The sequence below is a fragment of the Pantoea sp. JK genome (assembly GCF_026130245.1).
Taxonomy (GTDB): domain Bacteria; phylum Pseudomonadota; class Gammaproteobacteria; order Enterobacterales; family Enterobacteriaceae; genus Pantoea; species Pantoea trifolii.
Genome location: NZ_JAINFN010000001.1, coordinates 137,085 through 156,244, shown reverse-complemented (window position 1 = coordinate 156,244; position 19,160 = coordinate 137,085). Strand labels below are relative to the sequence as shown.

The 19,160-nt window shown below is 57.3% G+C and carries 18 protein-coding genes; 10 read left to right on the top strand and 8 right to left on the bottom strand.

Annotation, left to right across the window (positions count from 1 at the left end):
• The 3 genes from PanJK_RS00755 to PanJK_RS00745 all read left to right on the top strand — a co-directional run bounded on the left by PanJK_RS00755 (window position 1) and on the right by PanJK_RS00745 (window position 3,876).
• A complete protein-coding gene (locus tag PanJK_RS00755; RefSeq protein ID WP_265296762.1) occupies window positions 1–858 on the top strand; it encodes a phosphogluconate dehydrogenase C-terminal domain-containing protein in 858 nt (285 codons plus the stop codon).
• A 193-nt stretch (window positions 859–1,051) separates the two neighbouring features.
• Complete coding sequence (locus tag PanJK_RS00750; RefSeq protein WP_008104043.1) at window positions 1,052–2,026, top strand: sugar-binding transcriptional regulator; 975 nt, start codon at window positions 1,052–1,054, stop codon at window positions 2,024–2,026.
• Window positions 2,027–2,268: 242 nt separating this feature from the next.
• A complete protein-coding gene (locus PanJK_RS00745; protein WP_265296761.1) occupies window positions 2,269–3,876 on the top strand; it encodes a dipeptide ABC transporter ATP-binding protein in 1,608 nt (535 codons plus the stop codon).
• Here PanJK_RS00745 and PanJK_RS00740 read toward each other — a convergent pair.
• Genes PanJK_RS00740 through PanJK_RS00710 form a run of 7 tightly spaced genes read right to left on the bottom strand, consistent with a single transcriptional unit; the run spans window position 3,862 to window position 11,314 of the window.
• Entirely contained in the window at window positions 3,862–4,680 is an 819-nt protein-coding gene (locus PanJK_RS00740) for a sulfurtransferase (protein ID WP_265296760.1), read from the bottom strand. The two genes, PanJK_RS00745 and PanJK_RS00740, sit on opposite strands and share 15 nt — an antisense overlap.
• Window positions 4,670–5,653 (bottom strand): ornithine cyclodeaminase, encoded by a 984-nt coding sequence (locus tag PanJK_RS00735; RefSeq protein WP_265296759.1) that lies wholly within the window; start codon window positions 5,651–5,653, stop codon window positions 4,670–4,672. The genes PanJK_RS00740 and PanJK_RS00735 overlap by 11 nt, the downstream gene beginning before the upstream one ends.
• Complete coding sequence (locus tag PanJK_RS00730) at window positions 5,653–6,651, bottom strand: 1-aminocyclopropane-1-carboxylate deaminase/D-cysteine desulfhydrase (RefSeq protein WP_258145093.1); 999 nt, start codon at window positions 6,649–6,651, stop codon at window positions 5,653–5,655. The genes PanJK_RS00735 and PanJK_RS00730 overlap by 1 nt, the downstream gene beginning before the upstream one ends.
• On the bottom strand, window positions 6,648–8,054 hold the full coding sequence (locus PanJK_RS00725; RefSeq protein ID WP_265296758.1) for a M20 family metallopeptidase: 1,407 nt from the start codon (window positions 8,052–8,054) through the stop codon (window positions 6,648–6,650). The genes PanJK_RS00730 and PanJK_RS00725 overlap by 4 nt, the downstream gene beginning before the upstream one ends.
• Entirely contained in the window at window positions 8,051–8,965 is a 915-nt protein-coding gene (locus PanJK_RS00720; RefSeq protein ID WP_256696437.1) for an ABC transporter permease, read from the bottom strand. Before PanJK_RS00720 ends, PanJK_RS00725 begins: the two co-directional genes overlap by 4 nt.
• Before the next feature lies 1 nt (window position 8,966).
• On the bottom strand, window positions 8,967–9,827 hold the full coding sequence (locus PanJK_RS00715) for an ABC transporter permease (RefSeq protein WP_265296757.1): 861 nt from the start codon (window positions 9,825–9,827) through the stop codon (window positions 8,967–8,969).
• On the bottom strand, window positions 9,824–11,314 hold the full coding sequence (locus PanJK_RS00710; protein WP_265296756.1) for an ABC transporter substrate-binding protein: 1,491 nt from the start codon (window positions 11,312–11,314) through the stop codon (window positions 9,824–9,826). Before PanJK_RS00710 ends, PanJK_RS00715 begins: the two co-directional genes overlap by 4 nt.
• 168 nt (window positions 11,315–11,482) lie before the next feature.
• Here PanJK_RS00710 and PanJK_RS00705 point away from each other — a divergent pair, with 168 nt between their 5' ends.
• The 6 genes from PanJK_RS00705 to PanJK_RS00680 all read left to right on the top strand — a co-directional run bounded on the left by PanJK_RS00705 (window position 11,483) and on the right by PanJK_RS00680 (window position 17,359).
• Window positions 11,483–12,145 (top strand): GntR family transcriptional regulator, encoded by a 663-nt coding sequence (locus PanJK_RS00705; RefSeq protein WP_265296754.1) that lies wholly within the window; start codon window positions 11,483–11,485, stop codon window positions 12,143–12,145.
• 128 nt (window positions 12,146–12,273) lie between these two features.
• A complete protein-coding gene (locus tag PanJK_RS00700) occupies window positions 12,274–13,374 on the top strand; it encodes an ABC transporter ATP-binding protein (RefSeq protein WP_265296753.1) in 1,101 nt (366 codons plus the stop codon).
• Between the two features lie 27 nt (window positions 13,375–13,401).
• On the top strand, window positions 13,402–14,676 hold the full coding sequence (locus PanJK_RS00695; RefSeq protein ID WP_265296752.1) for an ABC transporter substrate-binding protein: 1,275 nt from the start codon (window positions 13,402–13,404) through the stop codon (window positions 14,674–14,676).
• A gap of 2 nt (window positions 14,677–14,678) precedes the next feature.
• Window positions 14,679–15,590, top strand: coding sequence for a carbohydrate ABC transporter permease (locus PanJK_RS00690; protein ID WP_265296751.1), 912 nt, complete (start codon window positions 14,679–14,681; stop codon window positions 15,588–15,590).
• Window positions 15,587–16,405 (top strand): carbohydrate ABC transporter permease, encoded by an 819-nt coding sequence (locus PanJK_RS00685; RefSeq protein ID WP_154193388.1) that lies wholly within the window; start codon window positions 15,587–15,589, stop codon window positions 16,403–16,405. Before PanJK_RS00690 ends, PanJK_RS00685 begins: the two co-directional genes overlap by 4 nt.
• 12 nt (window positions 16,406–16,417) lie before the next feature.
• Entirely contained in the window at window positions 16,418–17,359 is a 942-nt protein-coding gene (locus PanJK_RS00680) for a metallophosphoesterase (protein WP_265296750.1), read from the top strand.
• Here the strand turns inward: PanJK_RS00680 and PanJK_RS00675 are convergent.
• Complete coding sequence (locus PanJK_RS00675) at window positions 17,329–18,066, bottom strand: HPP family protein (RefSeq protein WP_265296749.1); 738 nt, start codon at window positions 18,064–18,066, stop codon at window positions 17,329–17,331. The two genes, PanJK_RS00680 and PanJK_RS00675, sit on opposite strands and share 31 nt — an antisense overlap.
• Before the next feature lie 179 nt (window positions 18,067–18,245).
• Between PanJK_RS00675 and rluF the strand changes: the two genes are divergently transcribed.
• Window positions 18,246–19,124, top strand: a complete 879-nt coding sequence (rluF, locus tag PanJK_RS00670; protein ID WP_265296748.1) for a 23S rRNA pseudouridine(2604) synthase RluF — start codon at window positions 18,246–18,248, stop codon at window positions 19,122–19,124.
• Window positions 19,125–19,160 lie beyond the last annotated feature (36 nt).

Here is a 19,160-nt window from a genome sequence, read left to right as displayed (position 1 = left end):
ATGAGCGTGCAACTGAAAACCATCACCGTGATTGGCGCGGGCGGCAAAATGGGTATGCGTATTTCTGCCAACTTCCAGAAAAGCGATTACCAGGTGTTTTACTGTGAGAACTCACCCAAGGCACAAGAGCAGGTGAGCGCGCAGGGGCGCGAACTCTCTGATGCGGCCTCCGTGGTGCCATTGAGCGACGTGGTGATTTTGGCGGTGCCGGATATCGTACTGGGCAAAGTCTCTGAAGGCGTGGTGCCACAGATGAAACCGGGCGCGATTCTGCTGACGCTGGATCCGGCGGCGGCCTACGCCAATCTGATCGCCCATCGCGATGGCATTGAATACGCGGTGGCGCATCCTTGCCATCCATCGGTATTCCTGGAGCGTTACACCAAGGAAGAACATGCTGATGCCTTCGGCGGTATCGCGGCGGTTCAGCACGTGGCGGCGTCATATGAAACCGGCTCTGATGAGCAGAAAGCCGAGCTGAGCAAGGTGATCAGCGTGATGTACGGGCCGGTGGAGCAAGTGCATTGGGTAACCGTGACGCAGCTGGCGTATCTGGAACCCACGCTGGTGGAAACCGTGGCCTGCATGGTCGGCGCGTTTATGAAAGAAGCGCTGGACGAAACCGTGAAACACAGCGGCGTGCCGGAAGAAGCGGCCAAAGCGATGTTGTACGGCCATATTCAAATCGCGCTTGCCGTGGCGTTCCGCGCCACCAACCCGTTCTCGGATGCCTGCATGATCGCCATGGAATACGGCCGTGAGAAGATTGTGAAACCGGACTGGAAGCAGATCTTCGATCAGAAAGAGCTGGATATCGTGATTGCCCGTATGCTGAAAATCGACGCCATCAAGCGCTAAGCGTGATGCTCGATCGACTCGCGGCGCTGTGGTCTGGCGAAGCGAGTCGTATCAATGATATAACTCCTTCCCAAAGTCAGATCTTGCCCCATTTTGTAGGGTCGCCATTTATGGTGACCAGGTGCGCATGAATGCGCACCCTACATGGAGTGGTCACAACTTCTTCAAATAACACCAAAAAGACAGGTTACGGATGGAAAAAAACACGCTTTCTCAGGACTCCGAGCTGCTGACGGAAATAGCTGTCGCCTATTATCAGGACGAAATCACCCAGGAGGAGATTGCGCGTAAGTTTGGTATTTCCCGTATTAAAGTCGGCCGACTGCTCAAACGCGCACGCGAAGAGGGCATCGTCGAAATCAACGTGCGTTACCATCCCGTCTTCAGCACCCGCCTCGAGCAACAGCTGCAAAATCGCTTCCCACAACTGCAACGTGCGCTGATAGCGCTCGATCAGCCCGATCAGGAAGAGCAGCGTCGTCAGGTTGCCGCGCTGGTGTCATCACATTTAGCGCAGTCGCTGAAAGACGACGCCATTGTCGCCGTTGGGCAAGGGCGTAACGTGGCCGCTGTCGCCGATTATCCCGGCCAGGTACCGACGCGTAACTGCCTGTTCATTAGCGGCATTGGCGGCACGCATCGTCCAGGCGATGCCATCAATGCTGACCATATCAGCCGTCGTTTGGCCAAGAAGTTTGGCGGCATCAGCGAAACGTTGTATGCGCCTGCCTATGTTGAGAACCGCGCGCTGCGCGACGCTTTTATGCAAAACGGCACCATCAAAGAGACGCTGGACCGCGCGCGCAAAGCGGATGTGGCGCTGGTGGGCATCGGTGACATGAATGAAAACAGCTATATGGTGAAGCTCGGCTGGTTCACACCGCACGAAATCATCGACGCCAGTGTTAATCAGGGCGTGACGGGCGATGTCGCCGGCTATGACTTCTTCAATTCGCAGGGCCAACACGTAGATACCGTGATGAACGATCGCGTGATTGGGCTGAGCATCGATGAGCTGCGCAAAATCCCCTGTGTGATCGCCATTGCCGCAGAAAATACCAAAGCGATGGCGATCCTCGGCGCACTGCGTACTGGCGCGATCGATATCATTGCCACCACCGCGCAGAACATTCGCACCATATTAAGTTTGTCGCAGGAAAAGGTGTAGTTAAACGGCCAACCCTTTGTAGGGTCGCCATTTATGGTGACCGAAAGACGCTTAACTAACGAGCATTCCGCGAAAAAGTTTACCGTTTTACGATTCAACGGCGTTCATCGCCGTTAATACGGAATATTTTAAACTCAATGAACAGCCTTATTCCGCAACGCGCAGTGCCATAACCGAACGGTCTTGTTCGTGCTATGTTCAGGATATATCCTGTATTTTTCCTTGTTGAGAATCCCTGCCAGATGACTAATGCGCGCTTGCTCTCGGTTGAAAATCTCTCGCTGCACACTCACGATCAGCGCTTGCTGGTGGATAACGTCTCTTTTGATCTCGATCGCAAGGAAATCCTGGCGTTAGTCGGCGAGTCGGGCTCGGGTAAAACCTTGACGTCGCTGGCGCTGATGAGCTTGCTGCCCACGGGCGTGCAGCAGAGTGGCGGCCGCGTGGTGTTTAATGGCGAGCCGCTGGATGCGCGTAAGACCCAACAATTGCGCGGTTGCCGCATCGCCACGGTGTTTCAGGAGCCGATGACCAGCATGAATCCCACGCTGCGTATTGGTGAGCAGATTGCCGAAGTGCTGGTGCGGCATCGTCAGTTCAGCTGGAAACAGGCGCAGCAGGAAGCGATTGCGCTGCTGGATCGCGTTGGCATCGTCAATCCTGCACAGCGCGCGCGTCAGTATATTCATCAGCTGTCGGGCGGCATGCGGCAACGTGTGATGATCGCCAGCGCCATTAGCGGTCAGCCGGAATTATTGATTGCCGATGAGCCAACTACCGCGCTGGACGTCACCATTCAGGCGCAGATTCTGGCGCTGCTGCAGGAACTGCAACAAGAGATGGGCATGGGGATCTTATTGATCACCCACGATCTCTCGGTGGTGGCGCGCTACGCTGATCGCGTCTGCGTGATGCAGCAAGGGCAATTGGTTGAACAGGGCGCGGTGCTGAGCACGCTCGGCGTGCCAACGCATCCTTACACACGCAAATTGATTGCCGCTTCAGCGACGCAAATCCCGGAGGCAATTGCGCCGGTTGAACAGCCGCCGCTGCTGGTGCTGCGTGACATCAGTAAAAGCTATCCGCTGCCGCGCCGCATCCCGCTGTGGCCTGCCAAACGGCAAACCGTTTTGCATCCGGCCAATCTGTCGATTGCGCAGGGCGAAATCGTCGGGCTGATTGGCGAATCTGGCTCTGGCAAAACCACACTGGGCAGCGCGGCGATTGGCCTGATTACAGCGGATGGCGGCGAGGTGCATTTTCAGGGTCAGCATCTGCAAGGGCGTCAGCTTAATACGTTACGTCGTCACGCGCAGATCATTTTTCAGGACCCTTACGCCAGTTTGAATCCCAAAATTCCAGTCGGTGAGCAGATCGCTGAACCACTTCGCGTCTGGCAGCTGCGCAAAGGCGCGGCGGTGGGTGAACGCGTCAAAGAGTTGCTGGCGTTGGTGGGATTGAAGGCCGAACATGCCGGGCGTCTGCCGGGCGCGTTTTCCGGCGGTCAGCGTCAGCGTATCGCCATTGCGCGCGCGCTGGCGATGGAGCCGAAGTTGCTGGTGGCGGATGAAGCGGTGGCGGCGCTGGATTTATCGGTGCGCGGGCAGATTCTGGCGCTGTTTAATGATTTACGCCACAAGCTGGGATTATCGGTGCTGTTTATCAGCCACGATCTCAGCGCGGTGCGTCAGTTGTGCGATCGCGTGGTGGTGATGTATCACGGCAAGATTGTGGAGTCCGGCACGACCACCAGTGTGATTAATCATCCGCAGGACAATTACACCCGTCAACTGCTCGCCGCTGCGCCGGACGTTCAGCAGGCGCTGGCGCTGCGATCAGCTGCCGTGTAACAGCGGCAGTTCGTGATGTTCAGCCCATTCGTGCCAGGAACCGACATACACCGAAACATGGGGATAGCCCGCCAGCTTCAACGCCGCCAACACCGTGGCGGCGCGGGCACCGCGATGGCAATAAACCTGCAACTTCGCATCTTTACTCAATCCTGCCGCCTCGGCGCGTGCGGCAATCTGCTGCGCTGCTAAGAAATGGCCGTTGGCAATGACATCCTCCCAAAATAGCAGCTGAGAATGCGGAATGCGTCCGGCGCGCTGGCAGCAGGCATGCGCAAAGCTGCCGTCAAACTCGCTCGGGCGGCGTGCATCCACGTTGACCACATTCACGCCATCTGCTGCTAATACCTGTTCCCGGCTGCACACCAGCTCGCGATTCCACGCTGGAGCGTGGGCTGCGGGTGGATGCGCCACCGTGCGGCTTAATCCCAATCCCGGACTGAGTTCATAGCCTGCTGCAATCCACGCCTCCACGCCGCCATCCAGAATCAGCGCATCATCACGCTTGAGCAACCACGCAAACCAGGCCCCACGCGGCGAACGCATGCCAACCTGCTGTTCGAAAAACACCGGCGTGGCGTTGGGATAGGCGGTAAACATCGGTTGCAGCGCGGTGGCGGCTTCTGCAGCCATCACCGCTAAACCCGCCTCGCTGCAATCCTCAATAAAATAATCGTAGACGTTACAGTGCTGCGCGCCGGGCAAGGTGGCGCGTTGCCAGTCGGCGAACTCGCGCACGTCGATCAGCAGAAATGCTTCGCCTTTTGCCTGGCGCTGATGCAGTGAAAGCACATCAATGATCATGCAGAACTCCTGAAAACAGCGACTGCAACGAACCGAGTTCGTCGTGCTCGGCGGCCTGCAACACGCGGGCGGCTAGGGCGATATCAAACACGTTGAGGCCAAACGAGGAGAAATAAACGCTGTCATCGGGCTGTGGACACCAGTTATCCAGCAGCAGCGCGGCGAGATCGGCCGCCACATCCTGCTCAAGAAACTCACCGGCGCGGAACATCTGGAACAGGCTTTTGGCGCTGCGCTGGGCAAAATCGCCCCACGCATCAACCACCACCTTGCTGCTGGCTTTGATGGCGGCGAAACTGACTTCGTGATAGCCCACCTGCACAATGATCCTGCCAGGCTGGACCGCTGCGGCATCAATAATCGGCTTGTCGGCGCTGGTGCAGGTCAGCACCGCGTCATAAGGCTGCGCCAGAGCGAGCTGCAAATCAGTTTCGATCTGTACTTCGCGCAACGCATTGAGTTTAAAAGGCGAGCGATTCCACACGCCAATCTGTTCCAACTGCGGAAACAGCTGCTGCAACATGCGCAGATGCGCCTGAGCATGCAAACCGGCACCAAGTAGCAGCACGCGTTTCACCGGACGCGGCGCGGCCAGTTGAAGCGCCAGCGCGCTCACCGCCGCGGTGCGCGCAACGGTTAATGCGCCGCTGGCCAGCAAACCACGCGGAATACCGCTTTGCGCATCGTTAATCAGGGTTAAGGCTAAGGCGGCGGGCAGCGCATCCGGTCGCTGTGGACGATGTGCCGTCCACTTTACGCCCGCCGCGTTGTAGGTGCCGCCAACGCGCGCTGGCAAGGCATAAGCTTTACCGAGCGGCGTACCGAGATCGATGTGATTTTCAGCGGGCATTTGCGCCTCGCCGAGACGCATCAGGCGAATCACCGCTTTGACGTCTTCCAGCGCCAGAGCGACATCGCCGCCGCCTAATTGCGCGACGGTGGCTTCATCCAGTACACGCAATAACGCTTCCATTACTGCTCCAGCAGGCGATCGGCGAAGGGATAGAGCGCCGGAGAACCGCCACAATGCACAAAGGTAACGCGCGATCCTTGCGGAATGCGCCCTTGTTCGACCAGCGAGAACAGGCCGTGCATCGCTTTGCCGGTGTAAACCGGATCCAGCAGCACGCCTTCCAGCTGGGCGAGTTGGTAGATGGCGGCAATGCCGCCGTCCGATGGCACGCCGTATGCCTGACCGACATAACCATCTTCAATCCAGATATCCTCCGGCTGCCACTGCTGCGGCCATTGCAGCAGATCGGCACAATCCTGCGCCATGCCGGCAATGCGTGGCTGGAACCAGTCGGCTTTGGCGCTAACGCTCACGCCAATCACCCTGGTATCGGGCCAATAGCGGCGCGTACCCACATGCAATCCCGCCAGCGTGCCGCCGGAACCGGTGGGCGCGACGATGAAATCGGGCGCGGGCGTCTGGCTGGGTGCCAGCTGCGCCGCCATCTCTTCCACGGCCCGCACATAGCCCAATGCGCCGAGTGGCGTTGCGCCACCCAGCGGAATAATCATTGGGGTTTCACCTTGCGCGACAGCCGCATCAGCGTGCGCCTGCATCGCCCCTTCAATCTGCGTGAAATAGCCGTCGGGATCGAGGAACTGCACCTCGGCCCCGAACAGCTTGTCCAGCAACAGATTACCCTGCCAGCTTGCGGGCGGATTGCCCCGCAGCACCAGCACCGGACGCATACCAAACTTGCGTGCGGCGGCGGCCACCATGCGGGCGTGGTTCGACTGATGCCCGCCGGTGGTGATCACCACATTCACGCCTGTTTTGCAGGCCTCCGCCATCAGATACTCCAGCTTGCGGACTTTGTTACCGCCGCCGCCGAAGCCACTGTAGTCATCACGTTTGATCGTCAGCGTAATCCCAAGTGCCTCACTGAGCCGCGGCAGCGGCTCGTGAGGCGTGGGGAAGAAGCCGAGCGGAACGCGTTCAAACTCTTCAACTGATTTCATTGTGTGTTACCTATATTTTTATGTACTGCGGTGTTTCCCTGGTGTGGCGCGACCCGGCCAATGGCCGAATCATTGAATGCGTTGAGCCATAAGCTCATGGATTGCTGGAAGCGTTCGAGTCCCGCCAGCGTGACAAACTCATTGACGGCGTGGGCGTTGCCGCCGTGGCCTAATCCGCCAATCAGAAAGGCGGGCGCGACGGCCGCGAAAGCGTAAGCGGGCGCACAGCCCGGTGCCCACGGCCAGATTTGCGGTGTCGCGCCCAGCGTTTGATAGCTGGCGATTAAGGCATCGACGCCGCTGGCGCTGCGGCTAAAGCGCACGCCGGGATAACGATCAAACAGTTGCAGTTCGCTGCCAGCTAAATCGGGTTGCGCCAGGCGCTGCTGCGCGGCTTCAATCATCGCGTCCTGATCGAAACCCGGCGGAATGCGAAACGCCAGTTCCGCGCTGGCACGGAACGGGATGACGCCGCGTCCGCCCGGCGGATCGCTGTGCAGTTCAGCCAGCGTCAAGACCGCGCTGCAGAGCAGCGTTTGCAAGCAGCTCAGCGTGTCGCCTTCAATCATCAGGCGCTGGCTGCGACGGAACTGCAGTTCGTCATCAATACTGAATTCGGCGGCTAAGGTCGCCAATAACTGATTCGCCTCATCGTCCGTGGCGTTACAGGCCAGCACGCCGCTGTGTGCGGCCGGTGCGATGGCATCTAATGCCTGTACTAAGCGCCACGCCGGATTGGCGATCCAACCGGCATTGCTGGCATGAATCGCTGAGGAAGGTCCGCCCCATGCGCCACCGCTGACGCTCAGGCGTCCGCTGGCCAATCCGGTAAAGCCGAGATAGACGCGCGGTGCGCCGCCTCCGTATTCACACAGTGAGGGGAACAGCACCGCTTCAGCGGGCGCGATCGGGCAAGGCTGCTGCGCCAGATAACGTCGCAGTGCGCCGCTGCCGATTTCCTCTTCGCCTTCGAGCAGGATTTCAATATTGAAATCGAGCTGCTGGTTCTGCTGCAGTTCGCGCAGCAGGACCAGCAGGGCGGCGACTGGGCCTTTATTGTTCTCTGCGCCGCGTCCGACAAAGACCGCGCCGAGATCGTCCCAGTGACACACGCCACCGACAAACGGCGGCACATCCCAACCGGCATCATCCGCAGGCATCACGTCATACATGTTGTACAGCACCACGGTTTTGGCGCTGCCGTTATCAATGCGCACATGCACCAGCGGCGGAGAATTGTCGGTTTGCGCCGCCACCGGATAAATCACGCTGGCGTCGAGTTGCTCCACCATCCACTGTTCCAGCCAGGCAGCCAAACCGCGCTGCGAGGATAACTGACCGGCCACGCTCGGCCAGCGCGTCAGTTCACTCAGCAGTTCAAGCGTGGCATCAAGGCGACTCATAAACGAATCCTCGGGTTCAGCACCAGATAGAGCAGGTCGATCAGCAAATTGATCGCCACAAACACCACCGCAGCGAGCAACACAATCGCCTGCACCAGCGGGAAGTCGCGGTTTTGAATCGCCTGAATCGCCAGACGACCAATGCCCGGCCAGGCAAAAATAATCTCTGTTACCAATGCGCCGCCGAGCAGCGAGGCGAAATACATGCCCTGCACGGTGATCACCGGAATCAGTGCGTTACGCAAACCGTGGCGTACCACGATGCGCCAGGCGCTGAGCCCTTTGGCGCGCGCGGTACGGATATAATCCTGTTGCAGCACATCCAGCAGGCTGGCGCGCGTCAAGCGTGCTACGGCGCTCATGTAAAACGCACCAAGGCTGAGTGCGGGCATCACCAACGCGGCGAAAGTGCCGTAACCGCTGGAAGGCAGCCACTGTAACTTCAGGCTAAACAGCAAAATCAGCAGCAGCCCCAGCCAGAACACCGGAATCGCCTGGCCGGAGAAGGCCAGCAGGCGGCACAGCAAATCCCACATGCTGTGCGGTCGCAGGGCGCTGATAATGCCCAGCAGCAGACCAAGCAGCGAACTCCACGCCAGCGCACTCACCGCCAGCAGCGCCGTGGCGGGCAAGCGCTCGGCAATCAGCGCCAACACCGGCTGGCTGTAGCGCAATGATTCACCAAAATCGCCGTGCAGCACACCGCCAAGATAGTGGCTGTATTGCCACAGCAGCGGACGATCAAAGCCCATGCTGTGACGGAACGTATCAATCTCCTGCTGGCTGGAGCCGGGCGGCATCATCAGCGCCGCCGGATCGCCCGTCATGTGCAGGCTAAAGAAAATCAGCAGCGACACGCCAAGCAGCACTAATATCGACTGGCCAAGGCGATTGAGCAGAATGTTCAGCATCTCAATCCAGCCTTGTATGCGTGCGACGTAACAGCGCATCGCCGAGCAGGTTGCAGCCAATCACCAGCGCCGCAATCACTAAACCGGGATAGAGCACCAGCCATTGCGACAGCAGCATGTAAGAGCGGCCTTCGCCAATTAAGTTGCCCAGCGTCGGCGTGGGCGGCTGAATGCCCATGCCGAGAAAACCCACTGAGGCTTCGAGCACGATCAAGCGTGGGATATCCAGCGTCAGCAGCACCACCAGTGGCGTCAGCAGATTGGGCAGGATATGCCGCAGCAGCACGCGCAGCGGCGAAAAGCCCATGGCGCGCACCGCCTGAATGTATTCCAGTTCACGAATTTCTAAGGTTTTGGCACGCGCCACGCGGGCATAAATCGCCCAACTGGTGCAGCCCATAATCACAATAATGTTGGTGAGTGAGGCGCCCATCAGCGCAATCACCAACAAAATCAACAGAATAAACGGCACCGCCAGCTGGATGTCGATCAGGCGCATGATCAGCGCATCAACCCAACCGCCGGCATAACCGGCAATCATGCCGAGCGCGACGCCAATCACCGCGCCAATCGCCGCCGCCACTAATACCACCAGCAGCGACAAGCGCGTGCCGGAGAGAATACGCGCCAGCAGATCGCGGCCCAGTTGATCGGTACCAAGCCAATGCGTGGTTTGCGCGCCGGGTGAACCCGGCGGCAGAAACATCTCGCTGAGGTTGTTACTTAAGGCATCGGGCAACGGCAGCCATGGAGAGAGCAGCGCTGCGGCAATCACCACGATCAGCAAAAGGCTGCCGATCACCGCATCGCCGTAAATCAGGCGGCGCGGACGGCGCTGCAGCACGGTGCCCGGTGAAATCATTTCAGCCTCAAATCAAACAGCGGGATGCGGGCATCGACGCGGCCTTTAAAGTTGAGTGAGGTGCTGTGCGCATACAAGGTGTCTTCACGATACAGCGGCAGCAGCGGCTGTTGTTCAGCGACGCGTTGCTGAATCTGCTCTAACACCTTTTTGCGCGCAGCGGGATCAACAATCTGACGGCTTTGGTCGAGCAGCTTATCCAGCTCCGCATCATGCACGGTGGAATAGGGCTCGCCGCTGCGCAGGATGGGGAACAGCGCGGCATCGGCATCCAGCGTTTGGGTTGAGCCCCACGCCAGCATATACATCGGCGCCTGTTTCTGTGATGCGACCTGCTGGGTATACACCGACCATTCCGGCACTTCCAGCTCGGCTTTTACGCCAATTGCGGCTAAATCCTGCACGATGGCTTGTGCCACATCGGCGCTGGCAATATAGCGGCGCGGCGCCTGGAAGCGCAGGGTAAAGCCGTTAGCGTAACCGGCTTCAGCCAGCAGCGATTTGGCTTTCGCCACATCCTGCGCGGTAGCCGGAACCGCCAGATAACCAAAGTCATTGGCTCCGGCCATGGTGCCGGTTGGCGTGCCGAAACCGTGCAGCAGCTGTTGGGTATACGCCTGGCGATTCAACGCCAGCGAAAGCGCCTGACGTACCCGCACATCACTCAGCGGTTTCTCATCATCTTTAAGGCCGAGGTAAATCGTCAATCCGCCGCCTTTCACCTGTTCCAGCTCGACGTTGGGGCGATTTTTCAACGCGGGGACTAAATCGGCGGGCACGCTTTCAATCAGCTGCACTTCGCCGGTCAGCAGCGCGGTAAGGCGCGCGGTGGCTTCGGGGATGGGCCGCCAGGTGACGCGATCAATCGCCGGTTTGCCGCGCCAGTAAGTTTCATTGGCGACCATCACCACTTTTTCGTCCGGGATAAAGCTATCCAGCTTGTAAGCGCCGCTGCCCACTGGCTTGCGTGCAAACTCGCTGGCACCGACTTTCTTCACGTACGCCGGTGGCACAATGTAAGCCGGGTAGCGGCTCATGCGCGTTGGCAGCAGAGGATCCGGGCCGTTGGTATGGATCTGCACCTGATAATCGTTGATCACCTCCACCGATTTGATGGTGCGGATATAGGAAATCGTCGGCGCGTGATTGGCGGGGTCTAAAATACGATCGATGGAGAATTTCACCGCTTCGGCGTTCACCGGCTCGCCATCGGTAAATTTCACGCCCTGGCGCAGGGTAAATTGCCAGGTGGTTTCGTTAATCGCTTTCCACTCAGTGGCTAAGCCCGGCTGCAATGACATGTCATCGGCACGGCGCACTAAGGTATCGAAGATGTTATCTACCAGCGTGGCAGATTCTTTAAGAAAGCCGGGATCCATCGCCGTGGCAGACGTGGGTTGGCCAATGGTCAGTTCTGCCGCCTGGACGGTTGGCATCAGAGCAAATAGCAACGCGGTAGTGACAAACTTCACTGCAGGTAGTCTCATAACGTTTTCCAAAAATTGCCAGGGCAAGGTAGTGAAAAGAGTGGCTGCGGCCAGAATCAAGACTGTGCTTATTTGTAATACATGATATATCCTATAATCTGGCCAGTTGGCAATAAAACATTAAAAATAACTTACCATTTGCGGATTTCGGTAAAGGGCTCACAAAAAATGATCGAAATGGATAAAGCGCAGCGCATGAGTTTGACCGCGCAGGTGGAATCGTCACTGCGCAGCGCGCTGATTGTCGGCAAGTTAAAACCTGGCGCACGGCTGGTGACGCGCGATCTGGCGGCTCAATTGGGTACCAGCATCACGCCGGTGCGTGAAGCCTTATTGCGTCTGGTTTCTGCCGGCGCGCTGGATGCCACACCCGCCGCCGCCTTTTTAGTGCCGGAAATGTCACTGCAGCGCTTCGAGGAAATCACACTAATTCGTAAGCAGCTTGAAGGTTTAGCGGTGAGAACGGCAACGCCCTTTGTGAAGAAAAAACAGCTTTCTGAACTGAAAAAACTCTGCGTCAGCTTTATGCAGGCCAAGTTAAGCGGTGATGCAGCCTTGGCGCTCGAAGCCAATCGCGCGTTTCGTTTTACGCTGTATGGCTATGCGCAAATGCCTACGCTTGAAGCGCTGATTGAACAGCTTTGGGTGCAGATCGGTCCGTGCTTTAACTATCTCTATCCGCAGCCGGCCGAGGTGGTGAATGGGCATCATAATTATGATCATCTGCTGGAAGCGTTGCAGGCGGGTGATGGCGTTACCAGTGAGAGGATTTTGATGAAAGCGATTGATGATGGGGCCGCGATTCTGAAGCAGCATTATTTTGATCAGTGATGCGCGTAGGGTCGCCATTTATGGTGACCGCCAATGTCTCCCTTTAACCGCCCGGTCACCGCAGTGACATAAATCCTTCATTTCCTTCCGCTAGCTTACCGCCATTCTGATTTCTGGATTGCGGATGCATGAGCCACCTTTCGCTTCATCACATCACTAAAGCCTGGGGCGAGAAAATCGCCCTGGACGACATCAGCTTCGACGCGGCAGAAGGCGCGTTTGTCGCGCTGCTCGGTCCATCGGGCTGCGGTAAATCGACGCTGCTACGCACTATCGCCGGACTGGAAACGGCCAATCGCGGGGCGATCCACTTTAAACACGCCGACATCACTCATCTGCCGCCGTCGCAGCGCAAGCTGTCGATGGTGTTTCAGTCCTACGCGCTGTTTCCCCATCTCAACGTGCGTGAAAACCTGCTGTTTGGTTTGAAAGCGCGCGGTGAGGATAAACAGTCGTTTGCTGCACGCCTCGATAACGTCAGTAAGCTGATGGAGCTGGATAAGCTGCTGGATCGTCTGCCGTCGCAGCTCTCCGGCGGACAGCAGCAACGCGTGGCGCTGGGCCGTGCGGTAATCGCCAATAATACGCTTTGCCTGATGGATGAACCGCTGTCGAACCTCGATGCCAAGCTGCGCCAAAGCATGCGCCGTGAAATCCGCGCGCTACAGAAAAAACTCGGTCTGACCATGCTGTACGTCACGCACGATCAGACCGAAGCGATGAGCATGGCCGACAGCATTATCCTGCTTAACGAGGGCCACATCGAACAGCACGGCACGCCAGACGATCTCTATAACAATCCCGCCAGCGTCTTTGCCGCGCAGTTCATTGGCGCACCGCCGATGAATATCCTGCCGCTGCAGCGCAACGGCGCACATCACACACTGATGCACCTCACCGCGCCGGTGGTGGAATACCACGATGCAGCGCTGAGTCTTGGATTGCGTGCCGAAGATATCCAGCTGATTGCCGCAGAACAGGCAGCGCTGACCGCGCGGGTGATCAGTTCCGAATATATGGGTTCTGATACCTTGCTGGTGTGCCAGCTTGCCGGCATCAGCGAGCCGCTGACGGTCAAAGTGCCAGGCATGCAGCGCTTCACCGATGGCAGCGAAGTGGGATTGCAGTGGTCCGCCGCGCGGCAATATCTGTTTCATCGCGAGAGCGGCAAACGCTGCGCGCCAGCCGAACAACAAATGTTTGCCTCACAGAAAAAATACGCCGTTTAACCGTTGTCATTTGCCCAAGGGAAAATCATGTCTGCGATTCGTTATTCACGTCTTTCTGCCTTAGTCCTCGCCGTTACCACCTCAGCTTTTGCGGCTGAACCGGTCAAGCTGCAAATGTATTACCCGATCGCGGTGGGCGGCAAAGTGAGCCACACCGTGGATACGCTGGTGGCGGATTTCCAGAAAGTACATCCGGACGTGAGCATTCAGCCGGTGTATACCGGTGACTACGCCACCACCGTGACCAAAGCGCTGACCGCATTTCGCGGTGGCAACGCGCCGCAGTTGGCGGTGATCGGCGATATCGAAGCCTATTCTCTGATCGATGCCGGTGCGATTGTGGCGGCCAGCGATTTAGCACAGGGCGATGAAGGCAAAAAATGGATCGACGGTTTCTATCCGGCGTTTCTGCGCCACATTGACGGCAAAGTGTGGGGCGTACCGTTCCAGCGCTCAACCGTAGTGATGTACTGGAACAAACAGGCATTTGAGAAAGCCGGTTTGAACGCCGATACGCCACCGGCCAACTGGCAGCAAGTGGTCGAGTTCAGTAAGAAACTCACGATAAAAGATGCCAACGGCGTCAGCCAATGGGGCATCGAGATTCCGTCCACGCCAAACGGCTACTGGAACTTCCAGGGCTTGTCCGCCACCAACGGCGGTCGTCTGGATAACGGCAAAGGCACCGCGGTGCACTTCAACACGCCGGGCAATGTGGAAACGCTGCAGTGGCTGACCGATCTCGGCCAGAAAGAGGAGGTGTCGCCGAAGGGTGCGATTGCATGGGGTACCACGCCGCAGGACTTTATCAGCGGCAAAACCGCCATGATGGTGACCACCACCGGCAACCTGACCAACGTGCGTGATAACGCGAAATTCCCGTTCGGCGTAGCAATGCTGCCGGAGAAAACCCAGCGCGGCAGCCCAACCGGCGGCGGCAACCTGTATGTCTTCAAAAATGCCTCGCCAGAACAGCAGAAAGCGGCGATGGAGTTTATCCGTTGGGTAACCTCACCCGAGCAGGCGGCGCGCTGGAGTATCGCCACCGGTTATGTAGCGACCTCTCCGGCGGCATGGGATACCACGGTGATGAAGGATTACGTTAAAGAGGTTCCTCAGGCATTGGTGGCGCGTGAACAGCTGAAGTATGCGCAGCCAGAACTCTCGACTTACAACAGCGTGCAGATTCAGGATGCGCTCAATCACGCGGTAGAAGCGGCGGTAACGCAGGCGAAAACCCCAGCCGAAGCCCTGGAAGGTGCGCAGAAGCAAGCCGATCGTCTGCTGAAGTCATACCAATAATCATGAGCACGATTCTCGTCGTCGCGCCGGTTCGTCGTCCCCGGTTATGGTCGATGCAGCTGTATGGCTATCTGCTGATTTTGCCAGCACTGAGCTTTTTACTGCTGTTCACCCATTATCCGGCGGTGGCGACAGTGTGGGAAAGCCTGTTCAGCGCGGCGCGTAATGGTCGTCCAGCCCACTTTGTTGGGCTGGATAACTATTTCGCGCTGCTGGATGACGACATCTTCATCCAGTCGCTGTGGAATAATCTGTTGTATGCGCTGATCACCATTCCGCTGGCGGTCACGCTGGCGCTGCTGATGGCACTGGCGGTCAATCGCCATATGCGCGCCAATGCGCTGGTGCGCACCGCGTTCTTTATTCCTTCGCTGCTGCCGATGATCGCCATCGCCAATCTGTGGCTGTTCTTCTACACGCCGCAGTTGGGCTTGCTGAATAAGCTGCTGGCGCTGTTCTCCCTGCCGGCGATTAACTGGCTCGGCGAACCGGGTAGCGCCTTGTACTGCTTGATGGCGGTTTCGGTGTGGCGCGAAGCGGGCTTCTTTATGATCTTTTATCTCGCCGCTTTGCAGCAGATCGATCCGCGCCTCAGTGAAGCCGCGCAGATAGAAGGGGCCTCACGCCGCTATTTTTTCCGTCGCGTGCAGTGGCCGCTGCTGATGCCCACCACGCTGTTTGTGCTGATCAATGCGTCGATGAATGCGTTTCGCATCGTCGATCAGGTGATCGCCATGACCAACGGCGGACCAAATAACAGCAGTAGCTTGCTGCTGTTCTACATCTATCGCACCGCTTTCAGCTTCTGGGATATGCCCGCCGCAGCGGCCATGACGGTGGTGCTGTTGGTGATCCTCGCCGCAATTGCGCTGCTTAAATTCAACCTGCTGGACAAGCGAGCCCATTACCAATGAAGCCGACAATCACGTTTGGTCGCCTGTGCCTGAATACGGCCATTGGGCTTGCCGCGTTGCTGTGGTTTTTACCGATTCTTGTGGCGTTTTGGGTGGCGATTCATCCGGCATCCGATCAGGCGAGCTTTTCGCTGTTTTCGCCGCTGACCTTGCAGAACTTCGTTAATGCCTGGCATGCCGCGCCCTTTGGTCGCTACTTCCTCAATACCAGCTTGCTGGTGCTGATGATTGTGGTGGTGCAGCTGATTCTGGCGACCATGGCCGCTTACGCGCTAGTGCGCTTCCGCCTGAAATTCTCGGGCGCGATCTTCGCGCTGATTCTGCTGCAGCTGATGATCAGTCCCGACGTGCTGATTCTGAATAACTATAAAACCATCGGTGCGCTGGGTTTTCGCGATACGCTGACCGGCATCGCGCTGCCGTATTTCTCCTCGGCCTTCGCCATCTTTCTGCTGCGCCAGACCTTTAAAAGCATTCCGCTGGTATTAGAAGAGGCGGCGATTGTCGAAGGTGCCAGCCGCTTTTACATTCTGCGCAAGATCTACATCCCGCTGGCGAAGCCGATTTATGTGGCGTTTGCGCTGGTGTCGATCAGCTTCCACTGGAATGATTTCCTCTGGCCGCTGGTAATTACCGATTCCGTCAATGTGCGGCCGCTTACCGTTGGTTTGCAACTGTTTTCGGCGCCAGAGCAGGGCGTGCAATGGGCGCTGATTGGCGCTGCTACGTTGATGACCACCTTGCCGCTACTGGTGCTGTTCCTTATTTTCCAGCGTCAGTTTATTCAATCGTTTATGCGTGCCGGTATTCGCTAAGGAGTGCTTTTCGTGTCTAATCCGCATCCGCTGACAAAATTACAGCGTGAGTTGTTGGGCGATGTCGCCGAGCTCTATGCCTTACCTGATGTGCGTTCCACGCCGCGGAGTAGTACGCTGCGTTTTGGTTTGATTGCCGATCCACAATATGCCGACATCGACGCCGATATGGCGAAAAATCTTTACTATCGTCATGCATTGCGCAAGTTACCGCAGGCGATAGAAGCGTTGAATCAGCAGCCGCTGGATTTTGTCGTCACGCTGGGGGATTTAGTTGATCGCGACTGGCGCAGCTACGCGGCGATATTGCCGATATACGATCGCCTCGAACATCCGCATGCGGTGGTGCTGGGCAATCACGATGCGCAGACCATCGCGCAGCATCTCAACGAAGCCGCTGCGCTGCCGAAAAGCTATTACGCCTTTGGGCTGCAGGGCTGGCGTTTTATTGTTTATGACGGCAACGATATTAGCCTCTATTGCAACATGCAGAACGGTGACGATCGCGCGTTGGCCGAGGCGATGCTGGTGGATCTGACCGAGCGCCAACAGCCGCAAGCGAAACCGTGGAACGGCGCGGTAGGCACGCAGCAGCTGGCATGGATTGAGCAGCAGCTGCAACAGGCCCAGCAGCAAGGGGAGAAAGTGGTGGTGTTTGGCCATTATCCGCTGGCGCCGCACAACAGCCACAACTTGCTCAACGGCAGCGTGCTGGCAGATCTGCTTTCTAGTTACAACATACAATGCTGTTTCTCTGGACACGATCACCGCGGCGGCTTTGCGCGCATCGGTCAAACAGGCTTTTATACGCTGAAAGGCATGCTGGATGGGGCAGAGGTGGTGCCGTTTGCGGTGGTTGAGATTGAGAGTGATGAAGTACGCGTCAAAGAATACGGTGTAGGGTCGCCATTCATGGCGACCACTCATGATGATGCCCGCATTTGCCCGCGCTGACGGAGAATCGCAATCTCTTCGGCGCGTTGCAGCAATTGCTGCAAATCATCTTCATCAATATCCAGCACTTCACCGCTTTCCAGCGCCTGATGCAGGTCTTCACGCGTAATCGGTACGTCGATAACCACAGGCGATGCTTTGGTTTCGGTTGCCGCCAGCGGATGCGGATAACGACGTCCGGCGAGATTATTAAACACCAACGCCAGTAGCGCCAAACAAACCGAGTTCAATAACACTGGCGTCAGAATAAAGTGATAACCCAGCTGCTGGACGCCGCTACCGCCTAAAATCGCGGTCAGCGCCACCGCGCCGCTCGGTGGATGCAGACAGCGCAGTTGAAACATCAACGCAATCGTCAAACAGGCCGCGATGCCGCACGCCAATGCAGGATGGGGAACAAACAGTGCGGTGGTAACACCGATAACGCCCGCCACCAGATTGCCGCCGACAATTGACCACGGCTGCGCCAGCGGACTGTTCGGCAGACCAAACAGCAACACCGCCGAAGCGCCCATCGGCGCGACAAACCACAGATTTACTTCGCCCAGCAGCCAGTGACTGATCAGGCTGGTCATCATTAAACCCAATCCCGCGCCAATGCTGGCGATGACCATCTGCTTTTTGCCGCCCGGTAACGGATGGGGCCAAAGGCGGGCCAGAAAGGTGCGCACGAAGGCTATCCACGTCACCGATGGCTGATTTGTCATGAGGGAATCACTCTGTCATAAGAAAAAACGATGGGTGCGAATTGTCGCTGATCGATCCGCTGACAACAACCACATTGTTAGTGTGCTGTTATATCGTGGTAAGAGAAATGCTGATGATTGTCGCGATGCTTAACCAACGCCTAAGGTTGCTGTATAGTCCGTTTTTTTTCGGAGGAACCATGCTGCCTAACTCATCCACACGCCTGAACAAATACATCAGCGAGAGCGGTATCTGCTCACGCCGCGATGCCGATCGTTACATCGAGCAAGGCAACGTTTTCATTAACGGTAAACGCGCTGCTGTCGGTGCGCAGGTGTTTGCGGGGGATGAAGTCAAAGTGAACGGGCAGCTGATTGAGCCGCGTGACGAAGAAGATTTAGTGCTGATTGCGCTGAACAAACCGGTTGGCATCATCACCACTATGGAAGAGGGTGAGCGTGACAACATTGGTGATTTCGTCAATCACAGCAAACGCGTGTTCCCGATTGGTCGTCTGGATAAAGATTCTCAGGGACTGATTTTTCTCACCAACCACGGCGATCTGGTGAATAAAATCCTGCGTGCCGGTAATAACCACGAAAAAGAGTATGTGGTCACCGTCGATAAGCCGATCACCGATGAATTTATTGCTGGAATGGGCGCGGGCGTGCCGATGCTCGGCACCGTCACCAAGAAGTGCAAAGTTAAAAAAGAGTCGACCTTTGTCTTCCGCATCATTCTGGTTCAGGGGCTGAATCGTCAGATTCGTCGCATGACCAAGCACTTCGGCTTTGAAGTCACCAAGCTTGAGCGTACGCGCATCATGAACGTCAGTCTGAAAGGGATCCCACTCGGCGAATGGCGTGATTTAACCGATGATGAGCTGATCGACCTGTTCAAACTGATTGAAGACTCGTCGTCCGAAGATCAAAAAACGCAGAAGACGCAGGCGAAGAAGAAACCGGCCAGCGCCGCGAAAAAACCCGTTGCCGTCGCTAAGCTAGGTGAGAAAGTCGGCGCAAAACCGGCTAATCGCCAGCGTTTCGCGCAGCCGGGTCGTAAGAAGAAAGGGCGTTAATTTTTCATTCCCCGCGCAGAGCGCGCGGGGAAACGT